This is a genomic window from Haliovirga abyssi (genome assembly GCF_030295325.1).
GTDB classification, from domain to species: domain Bacteria; phylum Fusobacteriota; class Fusobacteriia; order Fusobacteriales; family Haliovirgaceae; genus Haliovirga; species Haliovirga abyssi.
Genome location: NZ_AP027059.1, coordinates 1719397 through 1744095, shown reverse-complemented (window position 1 = coordinate 1744095; position 24699 = coordinate 1719397). Strand labels below are relative to the sequence as shown.

23 protein-coding genes and 2 pseudogenes are annotated in these 24699 nt (G+C 25.4%); all 25 read left to right on the top strand.

The genetic code is table 11. From position 1 onward, the window contains the following. The first annotated feature begins 27 nt into the window (after positions 1-27). The 25 genes and pseudogenes from RDY08_RS07720 (at position 28) to RDY08_RS07605 (ending at position 24639) form a co-directional block, all read left to right on the top strand. A complete protein-coding gene (locus RDY08_RS07720; protein WP_307903793.1) occupies positions 28-1236 on the top strand; it encodes an ABC transporter permease in 1209 nt (402 codons plus the stop codon). 928 nt (positions 1237-2164) lie between these two features. Further along, positions 2165-2611, top strand: a pseudogene (locus RDY08_RS07715) (reverse transcriptase domain-containing protein); the annotation flags it as partial. An 81-nt stretch (positions 2612-2692) separates the two neighbouring features. Beyond that, positions 2693-2983 carry a group II intron maturase-specific domain-containing protein gene (locus tag RDY08_RS07710; RefSeq protein WP_372339425.1) on the top strand — a complete coding sequence of 97 codons (291 nt, stop codon included), beginning with the start codon at positions 2693-2695 and terminating at the stop codon, positions 2981-2983. Between the two features lie 171 nt (positions 2984-3154). Then, positions 3155-4645: a PIN-like domain-containing protein gene (locus RDY08_RS07705; protein ID WP_307903792.1), complete on the top strand. Its 1491-nt coding sequence runs from the start codon at positions 3155-3157 to the stop codon at positions 4643-4645. A gap of 136 nt (positions 4646-4781) precedes the next feature. Further along, positions 4782-5195, top strand: coding sequence for a hypothetical protein (locus RDY08_RS07700; RefSeq protein ID WP_307903791.1), 414 nt, complete (start codon positions 4782-4784; stop codon positions 5193-5195). Between the two features lie 170 nt (positions 5196-5365). Continuing rightward, positions 5366-6247: a DUF4062 domain-containing protein gene (locus RDY08_RS07695; RefSeq protein WP_307903790.1), complete on the top strand. Its 882-nt coding sequence runs from the start codon at positions 5366-5368 to the stop codon at positions 6245-6247. Positions 6248-6455: 208 nt separating this feature from the next. Next, entirely contained in the window at positions 6456-7454 is a 999-nt protein-coding gene (locus tag RDY08_RS07690) for a hypothetical protein (protein WP_307903789.1), read from the top strand. A gap of 10 nt (positions 7455-7464) precedes the next feature. Continuing rightward, the gene (locus RDY08_RS07685; protein ID WP_307903788.1) at positions 7465-8097 is read left to right on the top strand and encodes a hypothetical protein; all 633 of its coding nucleotides are present in this window, start codon (positions 7465-7467) and stop codon (positions 8095-8097) included. A 394-nt stretch (positions 8098-8491) separates the two neighbouring features. Then, the gene (locus RDY08_RS07680) at positions 8492-8644 is read left to right on the top strand and encodes a hypothetical protein (RefSeq protein WP_307903787.1); all 153 of its coding nucleotides are present in this window, start codon (positions 8492-8494) and stop codon (positions 8642-8644) included. 18 nt (positions 8645-8662) lie between these two features. After that, a pseudogene (locus RDY08_RS11660) lies at positions 8663-8749 on the top strand (hypothetical protein); the annotation flags it as partial. 123 nt (positions 8750-8872) lie between these two features. Further along, on the top strand, positions 8873-9328 hold the full coding sequence (locus tag RDY08_RS07675) for a DUF5655 domain-containing protein (RefSeq protein ID WP_307903786.1): 456 nt from the start codon (positions 8873-8875) through the stop codon (positions 9326-9328). A 98-nt stretch (positions 9329-9426) separates the two neighbouring features. Continuing rightward, positions 9427-10425, top strand: a complete 999-nt coding sequence (locus RDY08_RS07670) for a virulence RhuM family protein (RefSeq protein ID WP_307903785.1) — start codon at positions 9427-9429, stop codon at positions 10423-10425. A 17-nt stretch (positions 10426-10442) separates the two neighbouring features. Then, positions 10443-10682 carry a YdbC family protein gene (locus RDY08_RS07665; RefSeq protein WP_307903784.1) on the top strand — a complete coding sequence of 80 codons (240 nt, stop codon included), beginning with the start codon at positions 10443-10445 and terminating at the stop codon, positions 10680-10682. 130 nt (positions 10683-10812) lie between these two features. Continuing rightward, positions 10813-11340: an AmmeMemoRadiSam system protein A gene (gene amrA, locus RDY08_RS07660; protein ID WP_307903783.1), complete on the top strand. Its 528-nt coding sequence runs from the start codon at positions 10813-10815 to the stop codon at positions 11338-11340. A gap of 52 nt (positions 11341-11392) precedes the next feature. After that, positions 11393-12256: an AmmeMemoRadiSam system radical SAM enzyme gene (amrS, locus tag RDY08_RS07655; protein ID WP_307903782.1), complete on the top strand. Its 864-nt coding sequence runs from the start codon at positions 11393-11395 to the stop codon at positions 12254-12256. Positions 12257-12519: 263 nt separating this feature from the next. Beyond that, entirely contained in the window at positions 12520-13347 is an 828-nt protein-coding gene (gene amrB, locus RDY08_RS07650; protein ID WP_307903781.1) for an AmmeMemoRadiSam system protein B, read from the top strand. 309 nt (positions 13348-13656) lie between these two features. Next, positions 13657-15858 carry an FtsK/SpoIIIE family DNA translocase gene (locus RDY08_RS07645; RefSeq protein ID WP_307903780.1) on the top strand — a complete coding sequence of 734 codons (2202 nt, stop codon included), beginning with the start codon at positions 13657-13659 and terminating at the stop codon, positions 15856-15858. Further along, on the top strand, positions 15851-16222 hold the full coding sequence (locus RDY08_RS07640) for a peptidase associated/transthyretin-like domain-containing protein (RefSeq protein ID WP_307903779.1): 372 nt from the start codon (positions 15851-15853) through the stop codon (positions 16220-16222). Before RDY08_RS07645 ends, RDY08_RS07640 begins: the two co-directional genes overlap by 8 nt. 18 nt (positions 16223-16240) lie before the next feature. After that, the gene (locus RDY08_RS07635; RefSeq protein WP_307903778.1) at positions 16241-16819 is read left to right on the top strand and encodes a nucleoside triphosphate pyrophosphatase; all 579 of its coding nucleotides are present in this window, start codon (positions 16241-16243) and stop codon (positions 16817-16819) included. A gap of 16 nt (positions 16820-16835) precedes the next feature. Further along, positions 16836-17882, top strand: a complete 1047-nt coding sequence (locus tag RDY08_RS07630; RefSeq protein WP_307903777.1) for a rod shape-determining protein — start codon at positions 16836-16838, stop codon at positions 17880-17882. Positions 17883-17920: 38 nt separating this feature from the next. After that, positions 17921-20179, top strand: a complete 2259-nt coding sequence (locus RDY08_RS07625) for a sensor domain-containing diguanylate cyclase (protein WP_307903776.1) — start codon at positions 17921-17923, stop codon at positions 20177-20179. Then, entirely contained in the window at positions 20169-21665 is a 1497-nt protein-coding gene (locus tag RDY08_RS07620; RefSeq protein ID WP_307903775.1) for a cyclic nucleotide-binding domain-containing protein, read from the top strand. The genes RDY08_RS07625 and RDY08_RS07620 overlap by 11 nt, the downstream gene beginning before the upstream one ends. A 15-nt stretch (positions 21666-21680) precedes the next feature. Further along, on the top strand, positions 21681-23405 hold the full coding sequence (locus tag RDY08_RS07615) for a hypothetical protein (RefSeq protein ID WP_307903774.1): 1725 nt from the start codon (positions 21681-21683) through the stop codon (positions 23403-23405). 8 nt (positions 23406-23413) lie between these two features. Further along, positions 23414-23938, top strand: a complete 525-nt coding sequence (gene scpB / locus RDY08_RS07610) for an SMC-Scp complex subunit ScpB (protein WP_307903773.1) — start codon at positions 23414-23416, stop codon at positions 23936-23938. Beyond that, entirely contained in the window at positions 23926-24639 is a 714-nt protein-coding gene (locus RDY08_RS07605) for a pseudouridine synthase (RefSeq protein WP_307903772.1), read from the top strand. Before scpB ends, RDY08_RS07605 begins: the two co-directional genes overlap by 13 nt. Positions 24640-24699: the final 60 nt, after the last annotated feature.

Sequence of the window (24699 nt, the reverse complement as noted above, 5' to 3'; positions counted from 1 at the left end):
GACTCTGAAAAAAAAAGAGGTGAAAAGATGGAATTTATAGAGATAATAAATTTTGCGATTAAAAGTTTAAATAGTAATAAAATAAGAAGTTTATTAACTATGCTTGGAATTATAATAGGGATATCATCTGTAATAATGATTTCTATGATAGGAAAAGGAAGTCAGCAGTCAATAACTGGGAATTTAATAGAATTGGCAGATAAAAAAGTTACTATATCTGTTCAATCTAAAGACCAAATATTAACAAAAAGAGATTATATAACAAAAGATGATATTGAGCAAATAAAAAAATTAGAGAATGTAAAAGCAATATCTCCTTCAATGCATACAAGAATGAGAGTAGCAATTACTAAAAAAACAAGAGGATTTGGAGGGCTTTCATCTTCTAATGAATATGTGAAAGACATTAACAGTTTAAATATGATATATGGAAGAAGTTTTATTAAAGGAGATATAGAAAAAAGTAAGAAATATATATTAGTGGATGATTTGTATGCTATGAAAAAATTTGGAAGACTAGATGTAGCTGGAGAGGAAGTTGAGCTTCAATTTAAGAAAAAAAACAGGTCTAGATTTATAATTATAGGAGTATTTGAAAATCAAATGAAAGCTCTTATGAGTTCATTTGGGAGAGAATATTATCAATTTTATATTCCATATACTACTTTTCAAAAATATGTAGAAGATGTACAAATATCTTCTATAACTATTTTAGTAAATGATGTTAATAAAAAAGATGATACATCTGGTAAGATAGTGGATTTATTAGAAAAAAATCATAATAAAAAAGATATATATGAAGTTTCAGCTAAATTTTCGCAATTAGACTCATTTAATAAAATACTTACTACATTATCGCTACTTTTGACATCTGTAGCTGGAATATCCTTATTTGTAGGCGGAATAGGTATAATGAATATAATGCTTGTAAGTGTAACCGAAAGGATAAAAGAGATTGGAATAAGAAAAGCGTTAGGAGCAAAAAAGATAGATATACTATTTCAATTTGTAATTGAAGCAATATTTCTGAGTGTTTTAGGAGGGATAATTGGAATAATATTAGGAATATTATTAAGCAATATAGTAGGAACATTTATTGGAATAAAACCAATTATAGATTATTTTATATTAATATTAGCTATAGTTGTATCTTGTGGAATTGGAGTGATATTTGGGACATATCCTGCTAAAAAAGCTTCGGAATTAAATCCTATAGATGCGCTTAGGTATGAGTAAAAATTGAGAATAAGTTTTGATTATAGTTTTAACTTTTTTGGGGGGAAATAATTTCAGCACAAAGAAAGGAGGACGCTAAGTTACACTAAGAAAAGATTGAGGGAGTAAGAATATGAATAGAAGTTAGTGATTATCTGGGGTTATACTCATATTAAAAATTTATAATTATTTTATACTGTATTTTTTTAAGAGGGATATTTAAAAAAATTAAATTTTTTAGTTTAAGACATAAAAGTATCTATTTGAGTCATAAAAGTGCCTGTTCAGGTCGGAAAAATATCTGTTTGGGACAAAAGTGAGGTTTGACAGAAGATTTATGGAGGAGTATAATAAATTATTAATATAAATTAAGTATATTTTTGATAAAGGAAAATTTCTACGAGCTTTTCTTTTCATTCCCCAAATGAAACAGGTGGCTCCACCACCTGTTTTTGATTTTTTGGATGGGGATAGATAGATTGAAAATATATTTCCTGTGGATTTGCAGGAACATAATGATTTGATAGCAGAAAAATATTGCTACTGTAATAAAAGTTTTGAAGTAAATAAAAATAATTTTATTACTTAGTAAAGTATAAATTTGTTTAGAAAATAAGTTGTGCTGTTTTTTTTAATATTTTTTTAGCAAAATGTTAAAAAAATATTGAGAAGTGATTAAAAATTCTAGTTTAGATTTGATTTAAGAAAGTGTTATATAAAAATCAAAAGATAATATTTGTTAAATTTAGTTATAATAAAGAATTAATTAAATTGGTGAAGCATTAAACATAAAGACGTTGGATAAACATTGACATAGGATGAATAAATATAGTAGAATTTAAGGGAGATAAAGACAGAGAGTAACTTTATTAAAATAATTTTAAAAAAAAACAAGAAGAGTATAAAAGATATATAAACCCAAAAAGGATAGGAAACAAGAGATACCAAAAGGAAATGGAAAGTGAGCGATTTAGATGTATCAAATTACTTTGATACAGTAAAACACCATATATTGTTAAAGAAGATATCGGAGCAAATATCAGATAAAGAAGTATTATATTTAATAAAATTGATATTAAAAGCTAGTGGAAAAGCAGGAGTGCCACAAGGTGGAGTAATATCCCTGTTATTTGCAAATTTATATTTAAATGATATTGATAAAATGTTAGAAAAAGCAAAAGAAGTAACCAAGCAAAAAGGTAAATATTATGAGCTAGATTATGCTAGATTCGCAGATGATTTAGTAGTAACAGTATCAAGTCATTCAAGTATGAGAAGGTTGTTAAGTAAGGTAATTGAAAGGTTGAAAGAAAAATTTGAGAAAATGGGGGTAACAATAAATAAAGAGAAATCAAGAGTAGTAGATTTGAAAAAAGGTGGGGTAATAAACTTTTTAGGATTTATAATTAAAAGGCGAAGGAATAAAAGTGGGAAATGGGGAATACTGACAATACCACAATCAAAGAAGAGGAAAGGATTGTTAGAAAAGATAAAAGAAGTAGTAAGAAGACATAGAACACTAGGAATATTTCAAATACTGGTAAATGAGCTAAATACAACATTAAGAGAGTGGGTAAATTATTTTTCAATAGGGAACTCATCAAAGTGTTTTTCATATGTAAGAAATTATGTGGAGAAGAAATTGAGAAGGTACCTAATGAAGCAACGAGGAAAAAAGGGATATGGTTGGAAAAGATGGAGTAATGATTGGTTATATAATGAAATAGGGTTATTTGATAACTATAAAGTAAAATATATACCAGAGTGAAAGTTATACCAGAATAAACTTATATGATTTGAAAAGAAGTTAATAGGAAAGCCGTATGCGGGAGAACCGCACGTACGGTTTGAGGTGGCGGGGTCTGAAAACATAGTTTGGATGTGCATCCGAGCTCGACCCTACAGTAGAAATCTAATTATGAAGGGAGTTAGGAATAACATGAAGCTAGAAAATGAAATCAATAAATTTATGGAAGAAGATTATATAATAATATTGGATAGTAGTGTTTATTTAAATATATACGAATATTCTCCAGAAATTGGGGATTTTTTTATTAATTTATTAGAGAAACTCAAAGACAAAATAATGATTCCAGCAACTGTAAAAAGAGAATTTTCACGAAATAATCAATCTGCTTTAGGACGTCAAAAAAAGAAGTATAAGAACATTCCAAAAGAGTTTGAAAATAAAATCAAAAGTTCAAAAGAAGGAATTAATAAGCAATTATTAATTCTTGAGAGATTTAAGTTTCCTAATATCAATGAATTGAAAGAAAATATTGAAAGTAAATTTAATGAAATAATTTTTACTTTAGATGAATATGTAGAAAATCATGACATTTTTCAAAATATAAGTGATGATATTTTTTCAGAAGATAAAGTTAAAAAGTTTTTTGTAAACATGGAAGATTTAAATCGATATTTTCCTGAACTTAGCATTAACGAACTATATAAAATTTGTGAAGAAGGAAAAACTAGATACAAAAAACAAGTCCCTCCTGGTTTTAAAGATGAAAAATCAAAGGATGGAATTGATAAATACAATGACTTAATTATATGGAAAGAATGTTTAAAATATGCTGAGAAAAATAATAAAAACTTAATATTTGTAACAGATGATGTCAAAGAAGATTGGTGGGAAAACGGGAAAACGTTTCATAAACAATTAACTAAAGAATTTGAAGATTATACAAAACGAAAAATTATTGGATTAAATTCAGAAGAGTTTTATATAAATATGTCAAGAATCTTAAATTTATCAATACCAGATAAAGTAGATGTAATATTTAAATTCAATTTAGATGATTATATCAACTCTTTAATTGAGAGCGGAGATATTCAAAATATAATAAATGAGAAGCTAATTTACTCTGGTGAATCTTATGTAAATACGTCAAGTTTATCAAATTATGATGGTTCAGAGTTTGAGTTATCTGAAGAAATAGATGAAATCAATTTATTAGAATATAGTTTTGAAGGTTATGAGTTTGGTGAGGCTAATTATAAATTAAAATTTCAAATAAAACTTGATGCCTTCTCAAGGATATATTGGGGAAGAGATTCTGATACAAAAGAGGTTATTTTATCAGATAACACAATAACTCATCATTTAAAGGGGTATGTTGATATTGAAATTAGTAGAGAAATTGAATTATTTTCTGATGACATAAATGAAAATTATGAAATTAGAATTGATGATATTTATATAGAAATGGAAGAAGAAAGTTTTACAGATAGTGCTGATTTATGTGTTGAATGCGGAAAAAATGAAGGTATTTTTTTTAATAGTAGAGGGGAGCCTATTTGTAATAGCTGTATGAATGATGATTCAAATGGATTTGTTTGTCCTGCATGCGGTTTAAAAAAATCCAGAGAATTTGATGCGTTAAATGGATTTTGTACTTCTTGTAGTGAAGAGCTAGACTTTTAATAAGATTCACTTCTACTAACATGTCAGCAGACTCAATTTATTCTCACTACGCTATTGCTGTATGTTCATAGACTGCGTCTGTCTGCAAATCCGTTATACGATATTTAGTATATTAAAATTTAAAGGAGTGTTTATTTTGGAACTAAATCAAATTCTATCTTCACTACTTGCTGGTGGTCTTGCTGGGCAAGTTGTTTCTCTTATAGCTAATCATAGATTACAAAGAAGGCGCGACCTCAATCTTTGGATAAGAAATGAGAAATACAAAAATTTTTCTTTTTTCATCTCTTTGGTATCAGCAACTAATAGAGATGATTATAATACATTTCCAGACGAAATCAGAGTAGCATCTCAGAAAATACATATACTTTACATTGATGGAGTTGCACCAAAAAACATTGAGATTTTAATGGAAAAATTATTTCAATATTTTTTACAGAGGAAATTAGGTAGAGTAAACAATTTAAAGAAATGGCGAGGAGAGGTTAGAGAAAATGTAAAGCTATTAAGAATTGAATTTTCTAAAGAATTAAGAAAAAACTTCACCTAATACTAGATAGATAAAATGAAAACCACACTTCATCTATGTCATTCGGCGTTTGGCATTCTAGGCAGAGATGCAAGTAAAATCTGAATGGGACAGTCGCATAAATCAATGCCAACCGACATATTTACATCGATTCAGCAAGCCACAAAAATAAAAAATTATAGGAGGACAAAATGTCATATGAATGTATTGTTTACAAAATTTTAATTGCTTCACCGTCAGATGTTTCGCAAGAGAGGGAAGAACTTAAAAATTTAATATTTAATTGGAACATGATTAATTCAACTCATTATAAAATTATGTTTTCTCCTGTAATGTGGGAAGCAAATGTAACTCCTGAATTAGGAGGAAGACCACAGGAAATTATTAATGAACAAATTGTAAATGATTGTGATATTCTTATTGGAGTTTTTTGGACAAGATTAGGGACTCCAACTGGTGTTGAAGAATCTGGAACTATTGAAGAAATTAATCAATTTATCAGTAGCGATAAAAAAACAATGATTTATTTTTCAAATACACCAATTGTTCCTTCAAGTATAGATAGTTTACAATATGAAAAATTAACTAATTTTAAAAATTACCTTTATGAACAAGGAGTTGTAGATAATTTTTCAAGTATTTCAGAATTTAAAAGTAAAATTAATAATCACTTAACTTTAGTAGCACAAAATCTATCAAATACTTTTGAAAACAATATACAAACAAAATTTGAAAATAATTTTGATAATAATCATTATATTTTAAAAGAATTAAAAAAAAATTTTAATTCTTTTAAAATAGATTGGATTACTGAAAAAGACTCGGGAACTTATACTATTGACGATGGTAAATATATATTAGAACAGATTCAATCTGAATTAACTTATTTTTTGGGCAAAATTAATATAGAATTACCAAATAAGGAAGAGTTAATAAAAGTTATTACAGAACTCAAAAGAATTCAAAACCATCAAGTTTATTTAGGTGGCAGTAAATCTTTTAATGCATTTTGGGTGAATGGTGATAAAATTATTTCTATATTAACAAATCAAATTAATCAAATTAATCTCTAAATTTAATAAAATAATAAGCAAAGTAAATATAGTAATTTTGTGAATAAAGAAGTACGACATCACAAACTGAACGTCGTATAACAATGCTAAAGCAATATCTTTTCGGTGGTTTGTACCTCACTCAAAGGCATTGTCTAATTATAAGCACGTTATGACACATAGGCAAACTTAGTTACTATTCTTACTAGAAAAAAATTGAGGAGGAAAAATGAATATAAAAGGGTTTAAGTATTATAATGTAGCAAATTTTAACTGTACTTTTGGTGAAGAAAATGAACCAATGTTAAATTATTTTGATACAATTATTTATCCAGCATTAAAAAGTGAATTAATTAATAAATCGGGAAAAAATAAGTATTTTGCATTTAAAGATATTGAAATAATAAAATTTGGAGATGAATATGCTTTAAAAGGCTGTTTTGTAAAAAAGACAGAATTAGAAATAAAATCTGATCTAAGAGATGGACAGTTGATTGAAAAAAATGAAATATACAGTACCGCACCATTTTCCCTTTTTATAATTTTATTAAGTAATCATAGACTAATATTAATTAAAAATCAAAAAGGAAGTCCTACAATAAAGAATTTTGAAACTCATACAAAAGGCATAATAAAAAAATATATTAGACAAGAAAATAAAATTAGAAAAAAACTTGAAAAAGATGAAGAAAAGGAAATTTCTTTATTACCTGATATTAGTTTAAATATTGTTGCTTTTCCATCAAAAGAAAAATTAAGAAAACAACTTGAAGAGCTTCAAAAAATAAATAGAATTGAATTGAAAATTTATCCATTAAATGGAGAAGTTATTGTAAATGATATTTTTAATTCTTTTAGAGAAGAGATTGAAATATTAAAAGCAAATTCAGGGAATGTTTCTATAAATAGCCCAAAAAATTATGATGAAGTAGCTAATCTTGTTGAAGGGACAAAAGGTACTGCTAAGTCCAAAATTTTAGGAGTTGACAAAAGTGGACAATCTGCAGTAGTAAGCGAAGAGGAATATAAAGAAGAATTAATAATTGAGTTGCCTGAACATAATTCGGAAGTTGAAAATACAAATTTATTAATAGAAAAGGCTAGATTAAGTAAAAGTGAGATGAGAGGATTAAGCAAAGAAAATAAAGATATTTATGAAAATAATTTATGGAGAATTGAAAGAATTTTTAATAACCCTGCATTTCTAATGATGTTAAATAATAGATAGGAGAAAAAGGATGATAAAAGAAAAACTGACCAAAAGTCTTGAAGACTTAATGCTTGAAGACTCTTTTGAAAAAGTCATAAAAAAATCTTTTTGTTCAACGTTTAGTTTGTCATTTAAACCAAAGACTCTTCTTATGCTAATAATTCTTTTATTCTTTATATTTTTAATGACTTTTATAGAAGTAAATTCAAATAAATATATTTTAGAAATAAAAGAAATTGTAAGTCATCTTAATAATATATCATTGTATTTTATCACACTAGTTTTTACAGGTTATGCTATTTTTCAAGCCCTACTTGGAGAAAATATACTAAAAACATTATTGGTACATTCGCAAAATAATACTAGTAAGTTTAAAATATATAATTATCAGTTTTTGGGAATTTGTATATATATATTGATACTTTTATTTTTTAATTTTATCATTATATTTTTGCTTAATAATTCTATGGTTGTAATATCATTACAATCATTAAATTCAAAAATAAAGATACTGATTAAAATATTTTTTACTACAATTTACTTGATTGCAAATATTTATCTATTTTTTGAAATGTTACTATTCTTTTATAATATTTATCAAGCTTTTTCAATTAATGCAGTGCAAAACGGAATTGATATTTTAAAAAAAAGTGAAAAATAAGTGTAATAATAATTTTTGATAAAAACCAGTCTGCCTACGAGTCATAACAGCTAGCCAAGATTGTTGAGCGCGGTCGCGTCCCCTAATCTTGTCTAACGTGCGCCCTTTAGCTATCCGCTGATTGTTCCGCTAACCGTCTAATTGATTTCGTTTGACACGAAAACCGTTATAGGCAAGTAAGTCTATATTTGACTTTGTATTTATGTTTCAATTGGATTCAAGATTTTTTAATTATGATATTGAAAATTTAATAAATTGAAAGTTACTTATTATATCAATGAAAAATTGATTTTTTATATAAATAGTGTTATAATTAATTGTATAAAGAACTGTACCAGCCACGCCTATCCATGGAAGCGTACCAGGGGCTGGTTTCTTTTTTTTAGGAGGAATTATGAAGTATTTAAAAGAGCATAAATCTTTTATTGAACAGATAAATATATTAGAATCGAGAGGTATTATCATTGAAAATAAAGATAAAATGGTAAAATTTCTTTCAAATGTAAATTATTATAAATTTAGTAATTGCCTTAAATTTTTTGAATAGTTTCCAAACTCTTATGATAAAGTAGATATAAAGGAAGTAATTGATTTATACTATTTTGACAGAGAATTAAGAAATATAATTTTACTGTATTTGGAAAAGATATAAATTTCTATAAAAACTAAAGTTGCATATACTTTTGCCGAAAGGCATGGAGCTTTTGGTCACTTATCTAGTGATAACTTTTTTAAAACCTTTAATCATGTTAATTTTGTAGAAAGAATATCAGATTTGGAAAAGAATAGTAAAGAAGTATTTATAAAAAAATATTTTGAAAATATTGAAACTATTGATATTGCTGAAGCAAGTGAAGAAAATAAGTCTATTGTAAATTATTCAGAAGAATATCATCTGGATGGAGTTAAGGATGAAATTAAAGATATATATAATAAAATTAAGACAAATCTGTCCTTAGAAACTAATAAAATAATTTATAATCCACAAAGATATTATATTTCATTAAGAAAAAAAAGAAATTTTGCATATATTAAAATTAGAAAAAGCAAGATAATAATAGTTGTAATGCTTCATATTGATGAAGTAAAAAAAAGAATAAAAGAACATAAAATAAAAGAATTATCAGAGGGAATTCAAAAATTTTATAACGGTAATTGTTGTCAGGTTTTGATTGAGTCAAATAAAAATTTAGATGAAATAACATCATTGTTATTAGAAATTCAAAAATAATATAAGTTTGATAGTTTATTTTAAAATATTATAGATTATAATTTCAATTGTAAAAAGCAAAAGAAGTTATAATACTCTAAAATTTGGAAGGTGATATAATGCAAAAACTACAACAATTTATTCTATACACAGCAGAAAATGGAAAAGTAAAACTAGAAATATTTCTAGAAGAAGAAACCCTATGGCTATCACAAAAAATGATGTCAGAACTTTTTGAAGTAGAAGTAAATACTATAAACTACCATATAAAGGAAATATTTAAAAGTGGAGAATTAGATGAAAATTCAGTTATTCGAAAATTTCGAATAACTGCTTCTGATGGGAAAAACTATAATACTTCATTCTATAACCTTGATATGATTATAGCTGTAGGTTACAGAGTAAACTCAAAACGAGCAACTCAATTTAGAATATGGGCAACATCAGTTTTAAAAGAATTCATCATAAAAGGTTTTACCATTGATGATGACAGACTAAAACAAGGTAAAAAATTCTTTGAAAAAGATTACTTTAGAGAGCTACTTGAAAAAGTAAGGTCTATAAGAGCAAGTGAAAGAAGAATTTACCAGCAAATAACAGATATTTTTGCTGAATGTAGTATTGACTACGACCCAAAATCACAAACTACAAAAGATTTTTTTGCGACAGTACAAAATAAATTTCACTTTGCCATTACAGGGAAAACAGCAGGAGAAATCATTTACACTAAAGCTGATAAAGAACAATCTTATATGGGATTAACAACTTGGAAAAATGCACCTGATGGCAGGATATTATCAAGTGATGTTACAATTGCAAAGAACTATCTAACAGAAGATGAAATAAAAAAACTGGAAAGAGCAATCTCAGGATTTTTTGACTATATTGAAAATATTATTGAAAGAAGAAATGCATTCACTATGTCAGAATTTGCAAAAAGTGTTATTAAATTTTTAGAATTTAATGAATATAAAATTCTTGAAGGCAAGGGCAAAATCTCAAAAGAAAAAGCTGATAAAAAAGCACTTGAAGAATATAAAGAATATAATAAAAAACAACCAATCGAGTCTGATTTTGATAAAGAGGTTAAGAAGTTATTTGATTTGAGTAAAAAATAAATTTAGGAGATTTTGAAATGGCTGGAATAAAATTTGAAATTGTAGATAAATTAGGTTTAATAGGAGAAGGGGCTAAAGGATGGAGTAAAGAATTAAACCTTATATCTTGGAACGATAGAAAAGCAAAAGCTGATATTAGAGATTGGAATGAAACACATGAAAAAATGGGAAAAGGTGTAACTTTGAATAAATCTGAATTAAAAGAATTGAAAAAAATGCTTAATGAAATAGATATTGATAGTTTAGATATGGTGTAAAAAAATATAAGCAAAGATAGCCGGAGCGATGTCCTATCGCTCCTATTTTTTTTTAAATATAATTTGATTTTTAGAAAAGCATAGGTTATTATTTAAGTGTTATAAGTTTATTAATTTGGAGGTGTTATTTATGTATGAAGCAAAATCAATATATGTGAAATTAGCTTGGGAAACTATAAAAAATTATGTTGCAAATATAAAAGAAGAAAAAATAGATAAAAGTGAAGAATTAAAAGTAAAAAGAAGCTGTTTTGTTACTTTGCATAAAAAAAATGGAGAACTTAGAGGTTGTATAGGTACAATACTTCCAGTAAGAGAAGATTTATATGAGGAGATAAGGGGAAATGCAATATCAGCTTGTAGTCGTGATCCGAGATTTATGGCTGTAACAGAAGATGAACTTGAAAATTTAACTGTTTCAGTTGATGTATTAACAGAACCTGAAATAGTTAAAAATATAGAAGAGCTGAATCCTAAAATATATGGGATAATTTTAGTGGACCAGTTTGGAAGGCAAGGAGTTTTATTGCCTGATTTAGATGGAGTTGATACTATAGATGAACAAATTTCAATAGTTAAGCAGAAAGCAGGAATGCCATTTGGCACTAAAATAGAAGATTTGACGATATATAAATTTGAGGCTAAAAGATTTTTTTGAGACAAAATATAAGAAATTTATTTTTCAAACGTTCCTAAAGGAGGTGTTCTGTATGAAAGAGGCAAAATATTATAAAAAACTTTCTGATAATAGAGTTCAATGTGAGCTTTGTCCTCATAATTGTATAATAGAAAATGGAAAAAGAGGATTATGTAGAGTTAGAAAAAATTATAATGGAATTTTAATTGCTGAAACTTATGGTTTGATTTCTGCTATTCATTTAGATCCAATTGAGAAAAAACCACTCTATCGTTTTTATCCTGATACAAAAATTATTTCAATTGGGACAGTGGGATGTAATATGAGATGTGAATTTTGTCAAAATCATGAAATATCTCAAGTAGGTGTAGATGAAATAGGTTTAAAAAAGGTAAGTGTGAATGAGATAATAGAGATGGTTAAAAATGAAAAAAATAGTATTGGACTTGCATATACCTATAATGAACCAACTATATATTTTGAATTTATGTTAGATTTGGCAAAAGAGGTAAAGAAATTAGGACTAAAGAATGTAATGGTAAGCAATGGGTTTATTAATAAGAAACCATTAAGTGACCTTTTAGAATATATAGATGCATTTAATATTGATTTGAAGGCATTTGATAATAATTTTTATAGCAAAATTACAAAATCAAATATAGAGCCTATAAAAGAGAGTTTAAAATTAATAAAAAAATCAGGAAAACATTTAGAAATTACAAATTTATTGATTCCTACTTTAAATGATAATTTGGGAGAATTTGAAAATATGTGTAAGTGGATATCGGAAGAACTTGGAAGAGACACAGTTTTACACATTACAAGATATTTTTCAAACTATAAAATGATAATAGAACCTACTGGAATAGAATTAATGAGGAAATGTTATGATATAGCGATTAAATATTTGGATTTTGTTTATTTGGGGAATGTTTGAGGGGATAATTGAGAATGGGGAGAAGATAATTGATAATTGACAATGAAAAAAGAGAAAAAGAAAATTTTAACCACGGGATAAAGACGGATGGGAACGGATGGGAGATAAAATAATCATTTAAATATATATTTAATATGAAAATATGTTAATGTTTTGTAGGATCAGGGTCCATATATTCCAAAATATATAAGGAATAATGGACAATGCAAAGATAAAAGATTCTATAATTGTCCATTGCACATTAAAAAAAAGGGGTGCTTTTTATGAAAATAAGGGAATCAGTATTTGCAGGAAAATTTTATCCAGATAATAAAGTGGATATTGATATGTTGTTGGATGAAATTCATAAAAAAGAGATGAAAAATATAAAAATAGATTTATCTAAAAAAGATATAATCGGTGGAGTTGTTCCTCATGCAGGATATATATATTCAGGGTACGAAGCTGTTCATTTTTTTGATATAGTTGGGAAAAGTAAAAGATATGATACAATAGTAATAATAAATCCAAACCATACAGGATATGGAAGTGAGCTTGAAGCAGATAGTAACGATAAATGGAAAACACCTTTTGGAGAAGTAGATGTGGATATTGAATTTAGAGATAAATTAAATATAAATATCTCTGATTTGGGAGAGAGGTATGAGCATTCTGGAGAAGTTATGGTTCCATACTTGCAAAAATATTTAGATTATGATTTTAAAATAGTTCCTATTTGTATGGGAATTCAAAATTTTAGAAATAGTAGTTATTTAGCTAATGAATTATATAAGGTAAAAAAAGAGTTAGGAAGAGAAATTCTTATAATAGCATCATCAGATTTTACCCATTTTATGACACCTAAAAAAGGTAGAGAGATGGATCAATATGTAATAGATGCTATTTTTGAAATGGATAGCTTGAAGATAGAAAGAGAAGTAAGAAATAGAGACATATCTGTATGTGGTTTTGGATTGATAATGACTTTGATTGAATATAGTAAGCTAATAGGAGATGAAATTAAGATAGAATTATTAAAAAGAGGTCATTCTGGAGAGGTTATAGAATCTGATGAGGTTGTAGATTATGTTTCTATGTTATTTTATATGTGATTGTTTTTATAATATATTTTTAAAATTATAGTCTTATTAATTTAAAATGAAAAAATCTTTGCTATATAATTTAAAATAATTTTAAGATTTTAGCTACAAATAAACGCAAATAATTATCCACCTATTTTTATTTATCAGTTAATCTGTGTTTATCCAGTGGTTTCAAATTTTTTTCTTTGTGTAACTTACTGTTCTTTGTGTCTTTGTGCTGAAATTATTTTTTTACACTCTCCTCTCTGCTATTTTAGCTTGAAAATTGTACTATATTATGTTAAAATTCAAGTAAAATCTCATATAAGGAGAATTAAAATGTCAAAAAATTTAAGGAACGAACTTTTAGGAATATTTTTTCTAGGAATTGGTGGATATATTGGTTATGTTTTATCAATGGGGAATAATTCAAATGAAATTGGATTTGTTGGTAAAAATTTTTATAATGTGTTTTTTTTACTGTTAGGAGTAATGACTTATGCGGTTCCGTTTATATTTTTTCTATATGGAATTGTATTTTTATTAAATAGAAATTTAAAGATGAATAAAGTTAAATTTTATTCATTTTTGATATTTTTTGTTTTATTGTCTGCAATACTTGTATTAAAAGGTGTAAGCGTAGATGGTACAAAAAAGGATATTATAAAGGAACTATTAAGAGTTGGCGGGAATTCTCATTCTGGTGGATTATTTGGTGCATTTATATCAATATTTCTATTTACACTTTTTGGGAAAACAGGAGCAATAATTTTTTTGATAACATTTACAGTTATAGATGTTTTTATATTTGCGAATAAGATGATAAAATCAATATTATTTTCTTTTCTTTATCCTTTTATAAAAATTAAGATGATATTAAAAAGAAAAAAAGAAGAAAAAATAGCAAATTTAGAGAAAATAAAAGAAAAAAAATTAAGAGAAAAAGAAGAAAAGAATATAAAATTATCGAGAGAAAAAGAGAAAAAAATAGCAGAGAAATTATTAAAAAGAGAAAATAAAAGAAAAAAAATAGATAAAGATGGCAATATATCTATAAAATATGAAGAAGAAGAAATATTAAGTGAAAATATTGAGAATAAAAAACAATTTGAATTAAAAGAAGAAGAAAATATTAATAAATTTGAAGAAAAAGAGATTGAAAAAGAAGATAAAATAAAAAAAAATGAATTAAAAGATGATAATTGGGAATTAATTTTTAATACAGAAAAAAAAAGCAAATTGACTAAAAGTGAAATAGAAGAACAAGTAAAACTAAAAACAGATATTTTAGAACAAGTTTTAACGGAATATGGAATAGAAGCAAAAGTAATTAATTATGAGAGAGGTCCAGTTATAACTAGATATGAGCTTTCAATTCCAAGAGGAATAAGAGTAAAAAAAATAGTTGCTTTATCAGATGATTTAGCTATGAATTTAGAAGCTAAAAGTATAAGAATAGAAGCCCCTATTCCAGGAAAAAATGCAGTTGGAATAGAGATACCGAATGATACAGCAGAAGCAGTATATTTTTCTAAAACTTTAAAAAGCAAAGAATTTAAAAAAAGTAAATCACCAGTGAGCGTTATATTAGGAGAAAATATAGTAGGGGAAAATGTTATAGTAGATCTTAGAAAAATGCCACATTTATTAATAGCGGGAAGAACAGGTTCGGGAAAAAGTGTGTGTATAAACAGTTTGATATCAAGTATAATATCAAAATCTTCACATGAAGAGGTTAAATTTATAATGGTAGATCCTAAAATGGTAGAATTGATGCCATATAATGGGATACCACATCTTTTAGTTCCTGTAATAATAGAACCTAAATTAGCAGCATTAGCATTAAAATGGGCTGTTAATAATATGGAAGAGAGATATAGATTATTATCTAAAACAGGTGTTAGAAATTTAGAAGGGTATAATAAATTAAAAGGAGTGGAAAAATTACCATATATTGTAATAGTTATTGATGAATTGGCTGATTTAATGATGGTAGCACCAGCAAGTATAGAGGAATCAATTGCTAGAATTGCACAAAAGGCAAGAGCTATAGGAATACATTTAGTGGTAGCAACTCAAAGGCCTACAACAGATGTAATAACAGGAACAATAAAAGCAAATTTACCATCGAGAATATCTTTTTCAGTGGCATCTCAAATAGATTCAAGAACTATTTTAGATACACCAGGAGCAGAAAAATTACTTGGAAAAGGTGATATGCTATTTTTAGAATCAGGCAGCCCTAATTTAGTTAGAATTCAAGGAGCTTTTATTACAGATGAAGAAGTAAATAAATTAACAGATTATTTAAAAAGTAAAAATTCACCAGAGTATTTAGAAGAGATAATAACAGAATCTACTGATGATACAGATGAACTTTTTACAAAGGCAATTGAAATAATAAAAAATGAAGGAAAAGTTTCTATATCTTTAATTCAAAGAAAACTAAAAGTAGGATATGCAAGAGCGGCAAGAATAGTTGATCAATTAGAAGATAATGGAATCATAAATGATAAACGAGAGATTTTGATAGATGTATAGTTATATAATTGGGATATTTATTTTTTTTATAATTATAGCAATATTTCAAAATAGAAATAAAAAAAATAATATAGATGAAAAAGGCAAAATATTAGGAGTAGTATATAGTAAATTAACAAATAAAGAGGTAGAGGGAGCCAAAGTAAGAATTGGAAATATTGAAGGAAAAGAAAAGGGACATATATTTAAAACAGAAGAAGAATCAAATGTTTATTTTACAAATGAAAAAGGAGAATTTGAATTTAATAATTTGGAATTAAAAAGTTATTGGATTATGGTTGAATATAAAGGAAAAAAAGTTTTGAAAATGGCAAAACTTAGTGCGGATAATAAGAATATAGATGATATGTTATTAATTGTGTAAGAAATTTAAGGAGGAAATATGATATTAGCATCAAAATCACCAAGAAGAAAAGAGATATTAGAGAGTTTTGATATGAAATTAGAAATAAAAACAGCAGATATAGATGAAAGTAGCAATGAAATAAAGCCTTCAAAACAGGTAGAAGAGATTGCATATAAAAAAGCTATTAAAATTGCTAATGAAAATAAAAAAAGCTATGTTTTAGCAGCAGATACAGTAGTAGTTTTTGAGAATAATATTTTAGGAAAGCCAAAAGATGAAAAAGATGCATATGATATGTTAAAAAAAATGTCAGGGAAGGTACACGAAGTTATAACTGGATATGTATTTTTAAATTTAGAAAAAAAAATAGAGATAATAAGTCATAATAGAACAAAAGTGTATATGAGAGATTTTGATGAAGAAAAAATAAATTGGTATATAGCGACTAAAGAACCTATGGATAAAGCAGGAGCATATGGAATTCAGGGAAAAGGGAATATTCTTATAGATAAAATAGATGGAGATTTTTTTAATGTTATGGGATTTCCATTATCAAAATTTATAAACGATTTAGAAATTAATGGAATAAGCTTAGAAGAAATAAAAAAATTATAGAGGGGAAGATTAAAGAATGAAAATAAGTATAAATAGATTGTTAGGATTTTTTTCTGAAGATATAGGAGTGGATTTAGGAACTGCAAATACACTTTTTTATGTAAAACATAAAGGAATTGTATTAAATGAACCTACAGTAATAGCTATAAATAACAAAAATAAAAGTGTGTGTGCTGTAGGAAATAATGCGAAAAAAATGATTGGGAAAACTCCTAAAAATATAGATGCGTTAAGACCATTAAAAGATGGAGTAATAGCAGATTATGAAGTTACAGAAAAAATGTTGAAAGAATTTTTTAAAATTGTAAGTAAGAAAAAACTGTTTACTAATCCGAGAGTTGTAATATGTGTTCCTGCAGGGGTAACACAAGTTGAGAAAAGAGCAGTAATGGATGTGGCTAAAGAGGCTGGGTCAAGAGAAGTTTATTTAATAGAGGAACCAATGGCAGCAGCAATTGGAGCAGGATTAGATATTTTTGAACCACATGGGAATATGATTGTAGATATAGGTGGAGGAACAACAGAAATAGCTGTAATATCATTAGGTGGAGTGGTACAAACTCATTCATTAAGAGTGGCAGGAGATAAGCTTGATGATGCAATAGTTGAATATGTAAAAAAGAAGCATAATTTATTAATTGGAAATAAAACAGCAGAAGATATAAAAGTGAATGTAGCTACAGCTGAAAAAGATGATAAAGAGATTTTTTATGAAGTAAGAGGAAGAAATATATTAAGTGGATTACCTAGAAATATAAAAGTTTCATCTAAAGAGATTGGAGAAGCAATTTCAGATTTAGTATATAGAATTGTAGAAGAAGTTCATGTTATATTAGAAAAAACACCTCCAGAACTATCAGCGGATATATATCAAAAAGGATTGGTTTTAGCTGGTGGTGGAGCTCTAATTAAAAATTTGGATAAAAAGATATCACAAGAAATAGAAATTCCAGTTTTGGTAGCTGAAAATCCATTAGAATGTGTAGTTACTGGAATTGGGAAATTATTAGAAGATTTTGAATATTATAAAGGTGTATTAATTTCACCAGAAACTGATTATTAAGGGAATTAAAAAAACTAATTAGTTCTAAGGGGGAAAACATGAAAAAAGTAATTAAATATATTATATTTTCAATAGTTATAATTTTAAGTTTTGCACTATTTTTTGAAAAAAGTATAAAAAAAAATATAACAAATTTATTATTATCTCAAACAAAAATGTTTGTAGAAGCAAAAACTCCTACATTAATAAAAAATATAAATAATAGATCTATTTTGGAATTTAAAGAAAATTATAATCTTAGCAAAGTGTTTTATATGGAAAATGGAAAAATAAAATATTCTTCTTTAATAACAGAAATTGGTAAAAAGTATAAATTAAAAAAAATACCTGAAATATCAAGAGAAGAATTTTTAAAAAAGGGAAGTTGGCTAAAAGATAAAGATAAATTATTATATTATATTCCAATAGAATCATATGGATTTTTAGTGATAAATATTAATTTGAAAAATGAATATCAAAGATATAAAAAAATAGAAAACTATATATTAGAAATGTTAATATACAGTTTGATAATAGTATTTATGTTAGTCTTTTTATACTATTTATATAATTTTTATCATCCAATGAATGAATTGAAAAAATTTATTTATAGATTTAGAAATCCTTTAGAAAATGGAGCTTTTGATAAAAAGTTCCCTGATAAATTTAATGGCGATTTTAATGAAGTAACATCGTTATTTAATACATTTTTAAATAAAATATATAGTAAAATTGATATGATTGAAGCAGATAGAAAAGCTATGAGAAGAACATATGAATTAATGAAATTAAAAAACACGCAATTATTATCTCTTTATGAATTTGCAAATGATTTGTCATTTGATATTGAATTAGAAAAGATATATGTAAAAATCAAGGAAATAATGACAGGCATAATGAATAGTGGAGTTGTAATAATATTATTAAAAGATGAAAAACAAGAGTTAAATGTAGAATATTTATATGGTGTAAGCAAATATGAGAATAAAATAGATAAAAATAGTATTGAAAAAATAGCAGAAAAATATGGAAAAACTATAAGAGTAAAAGATGCTTATAATGATAAGAGAGTTGATTTTTCTAAAATGGTAAAACAAGATCAGGAAAAATTACAGGAATTTACAATAACACCATTATCTACAAATGGAGAAGTAATAGGATTTTTGATTGTGGATAAAATATTTAATAAAAAATTGAAAAATATTGAAGAGGTTACAACATTAAATTCAATAGGAGAGATAACAGCAAGAGCAATAAAAAAAGCTTTAAAATATAAAGAGATGAATGTTGGATTAAATATGGCATCTATTTTATACAAAATAACTACACTTGTAGAAACTAATGAAGATCTATACGAAATATTTAAAATGATAATACAATCTATAAAAAGAGTTGTAGATTATAGCTCTGCAGCGATTTATTTAATAAATTCTAAAAACGAATTAGAAGAGGTACCTGAATATAGAGAAGGAGAAAAAGATGAGCTTTTAGAAAGTATAGAATTTAAATTAGGGAAAGGGATGAAAGCAGTAGTTGCCCAAAGAAAAGACACAATAATAATAAGAGATGTAAGTAAAAGTACAAAAGGGTTACAAGAGATGTTTAAAGCGAGTAATGAGCATATAGCTTCTTTTGCATCTGTGCCAATGTTAATAGAAAATAGATTAGTTGGAGTTATAAATTTAACTCACGATCAAGCAAATAAATTTAGAGAAGAAGATAAAATGATACTTAAATTATTTGCAAATCAAGCAGCATCAACAATAGAAAAAATAAAAAAAGATAGAAAAATAGAAAAACTTTTAGCTAAAGTTACAAATGAGTCTATTACAGATCCATTAACTCAATTGTATAATAGAAGATATATGATGAGAAGATTAGGAGAAGAGATAGCAAGAGGAAAAAGAGAAAATGTGGCAGTTTCATTAATAGGAATAGATATAGATTTTTTTAAAAAATTTAATGACACTTATGGACATCAAATTGGCGATTTAGTGTTAAAACATGTAGGAATTCAAATAAAGAAAAGTTTGAGAGTAATAGATATACCTTGTAGATATGGTGGAGAAGAACTGTTTGTAATACTACCAAATACAAATATGCAAGGTGCATATAAAACAGCAGAAAGAATAAGATATAATATTGAAAATATGAAATTAAAACATAAAAATTTAATTTTAAATGTAACTGTAAGCGTTGGAGTTTCAATATATCCTACAAATGCTTTAGATAGTGAGAGTTTGATTAAAACAACAGATTTAGCATTATATAAAGCTAAAGAGAGTGGAAGAAATAGGGTGATAGTTTATGGCAACTAAAATAGATATAAATATGTTTTTAATATCACTTTTAATAATAGTTTTGATATATTTTACATTTATTATTATAAATATTTTTATAAAATCAAAATTAAAAACAAATAGATTAAGAAATCCATTAATATTAATATTAATAGGAGTTTCAACAAAAATTTTTTTTACATTTAATATTTTAAATGTAAATATGAAAGTTATAAATTCAATAATATATAGTTTGATACTATTTTCAACTATAAAAATATTGGATTATATGTTTAAAGAGATCTATTTTGTAAAATTAAACAACAAAGTACCTAAGTTAATGAATGATATAGCAACTGGTATAATATATTTTGTAACATTTTTTATGATTTTAAAAATAGAATTAGGAATAGATTTGACACCATTATTAACTACTTCGGCAGTTCTTTCAATGGTTATAGGTTTAGCACTGCAAGATACACTTACTAATTTTATATCAGGGATAGTTATAAATTTAGAAAAACCATTTAAAATAGGAGATTGGGTATTAGTTAATGAAGTAGAGGGAAAAGTAGTTGAAACCAATTGGAGAACAACTAAAATTTTAACATTTGATAATGATTTTTTAATTATTCCAAATGGAAATATTGTTAAAAATTCAATAATTAATTTTTATTATCCAACAACAAGCCACATTTTAAATTTATATTTGGGGACATCATATAATGACCCACCAAATAAAGTAAAAAAAGTAATATTAGATGTAATAAAAGATATAAAAGGAATATTATTAGTTCCATTACCTCAAATTAGATTGATAAAATATAATGATTTTTCAGTTGATTATGAAGTTAGAATATGGATAAGTGATTATGGAAATAAAAAAACAATAGAAAATTCATTAATGACACATATATGGTATGCTTTTAGAAGAGAAGGGATAAAGATACCTTATCCAATTAGAGAATCATATATACACAGAGCACAAGATAATATAAAATATGAAGTTGAAATAAAAAAACATGATATATTAAAAGAGATAGAATTTTTTAACAGAATGAATGATGAAATATTAGAAAAAATATCAAATAAACTGGAAAAGATAGTTTATGGAAAAAATGAAACAATTGTAAAGCAGGGAAATAAGGGAGATTCTTTTTACATAATATATTCAGGAGAAGTTTCAGTTTTAATTGATACAGAAAAAGTTGCAGAATTAAAAAAAGGTGATTTTTTTGGAGAAATGTCACTTTTTACCGGAAAAGAGATTACAGCAACAGTTGTAGCCTTAGAAGATGTAGAACTTTTAAAACTAAATAAAGAAAGTTTTTCTGAAATAATAAAAGAAAATAAAGAGTTAGCAGAGATGTTAAGTGATATAATTACAAAAAGAGAATTAGAAAATGAAGAGAAAAAGATTGGAAATTTAAAATTAGGTAAAAAAACTGAAAGAGAGAAAAAAAGGATTGCAGATAAAAAGAAAAAGGGAATATTTGATAATATAGTTAAATTTTTTAATTTATAAAAAGGGGTGGGGGAAATGAAAAAACTTTTTATTTATATTGGATTATTTTTTATAACAGTTATTAGTTTTGCAGAGCCAATTTTAGTATCTACAAATGGAGAAACAACTATAAAATTTGATACTAGATATAAAAAGATAGTTTCAGCAGAAAATAGAAGTGAAATTATAGAAAAAAATATTGGAGAGATTGAGATAGGATATATTTTAAACAATAAAATATATTATCTAAGGGATATTTTGAAATCAACTGGGTATTTGCAAAATACAAATATTATAAAATTATTCTCAATGGTCAAGGGAATAAAAATATATACTTATATATATACGCCAAAATTTGAAAATATAAGATATATATATATATATAACGAATTTATTTCAGATGAAATGAATAAAAAGGTTAATATACAAAGCTTTTATTCAATAAAAAAAAGAGAAGATGGAGCTGTAATAAATGATAATTTAAATAAAGAATATATTTATAATAAAATTTATTATAAATCTTTATTAGATAATAGCAATTTATATTTAGCTACTGAAAAAGATTTTGAAAATTTTAAATTAAAAAAGATATATGACCAAAAAGAAAAGAAAGATATAGAAAATATGATTATAATAAATAGTGTAGGTAAATTAGAAAGTTATGATAAAAAAAATGATGGAATAGCTATAAAGTTTGGTAAGATAAAAGATGAAATGGACAATTTAAATATTGATTACATTATAGACAATGAAGTAGATGATTGGAGTTATTGGAACGAAAATAGTGAAATAAAAGATAAAATGATACTGCAAGATATAATATTATTAAAAGCAGCTCAAGATAAAAATGGTTTAATTTTATCTAATAGCAAAGATGACAATATTGTAATAGAAAAATATTTGTATGAAATAGAGGCTTTTATTGTTACAGGACATTATGCAGAAGCAAAAAAATCTTTAAAATATATATTAGATAAAAATTTAGGTATGATTTATTCATATAGTTATAATATTATAACAAAAAAATTAGAAAATAGAAAAAGTTATCATAACTTTGGGGTGTTTTTAAGAGTATATTCAGAATATATAGATAAGAGCGGAGATATAAATTTTTTGAAAAAATATTTTAGGACAATAATAGGTTTAATAGAAAACAGGTTATTTCCAGAAATAAAAGATGGATTATTAAAAGATAGTTATTCAAATGAAAATTATGGATTTTATGCAATATCACAATGGTTAATTTATGATGGGTTAGAAAAATTTAGAAACACAATAAAATTCTTTGCTCCAAAAGGACTAATAACAAAATATGAAACAGAGATGAAATTGATTAAAACTACATTTAATAAAACCTTTTTTAATAGAAACTATATTTTAGATAAATTAAAATCTAAAAGCTTTAATTTGAGAGATATAATATGTATAAAAAATAATTTTTTTAATTCAAATGATGTAACTAAAGAGTTATTAAATTTTTATACTAAAAATTTTAAAATTAAAGATGAAAATGGGTTTTCAAAAATACTTGGTGGAAGCCTTGAAGACTTTTGGATAGAATTAGATGTATTAGATGTATATTATGAATTAGGATTACTTGAAATGGCAGAAAATTTAAAAAATAGAATAGATAACTTTAGTAAGTCTAATTCTAATATATTGCCAGAATATATTTTACATGGTGGAATAAAAAAATATGGTGATAAAGGAATAGATTATGGAGTTATTGCAAAATATATTGTAGTAAATTATGGAAGGTGATTAATTAAATGAAGCAAGAATTAAAAAATAAATTAGAAGCTATTTTGTTTTTATCAGGAGAAGGGTTAGAAATAGGCGATTTAGCAAAATTTTTTGGGATTTCAAAGATAGCTATAAAAAAAATATTAAATGAAATAAAAGAGGAGAAAAAAAGTAGTGGTTTAGAGGTTAAATTTTATGGAGATACTATAGTTCAATTAACTACAAATTTTAAATATGGAGAAACAATAAATAATTTTTTTAATCCAGCTCAAGCTCCTAAAAAGCTTACTAATGCTGCTATGGAAACATTGGCAATAATTGCATATAATTGTCCAATTACTAAAACGGAGATAGAAAATATTAGGGGAGTAAATGTAGAAAAAGTTTTAAGAACTTTAGAAGAAAAGAATTTAGTAAGAATTTGTGGTAAGAAAGAGGCAATAGGAAATCCAAATTTATATGAAATTACAGAAGATTTTTTTGGATATGTTGGAATTGATAAAATAGAAGAACTACCAAAATATGGAGAGGTAAAAAAATGGAAAAAATAAGAATAAATAAATATTTATCATCTATTGGAGTAGATGCACGTAGAAAGATAGATGAATTGATAAAAAATAAAAAAGTAAGAATAAATGGAAAAATAGCAGAATTAGGAGATAGAGTTAATCCTAAAGAAGATAAAATTGAGGTAAATGGAAAAATAGTAAAAGAAGAAAAAAAAGATTTAGTATGTTATATGCTAAATAAACCAGCAAAAGTATTATCTGCAGCAAAGGATGATAGAGGTAGAAAAGTGGTAGTTAATTTAATAGATGATAAGCAAAAATTATTTCCAATAGGGAGATTAGATTATGAAACAGAAGGACTTATTTTAATTACTAATAATGGAGAAATATTTAACAAAGTGATACATCCAAGAGAAAAAGTATATAAAACGTATATAGCTAGAGTAAAAGGAGAAATTAAAAATAAAGATATTAGTTTGTTGACAAATGGAGTGTATTTAGACGATGGAAAGACATTACCAGCAAAAGTTGAACTTTTATCAATAAAGAAAAATATATCAGAAGTAAAAATAAGCATAAGAGAAGGTAAAAATAGACAAGTAAGAAGAATGTTTGATAAAATAGGACACAAAGTCTTACATTTAAAAAGAGTAGCAATAGGAGAATTAAAAATTAAAAATTTAAAAATAGGGGAATATAGGAAACTTAGTAAAAAAGAGATTGGGAAGATAATGGGAGAATGAGAGTTAATAGTTGCAAATTAATAATATGTGATAATTTTAAAATATAAATAAGAATTAAAA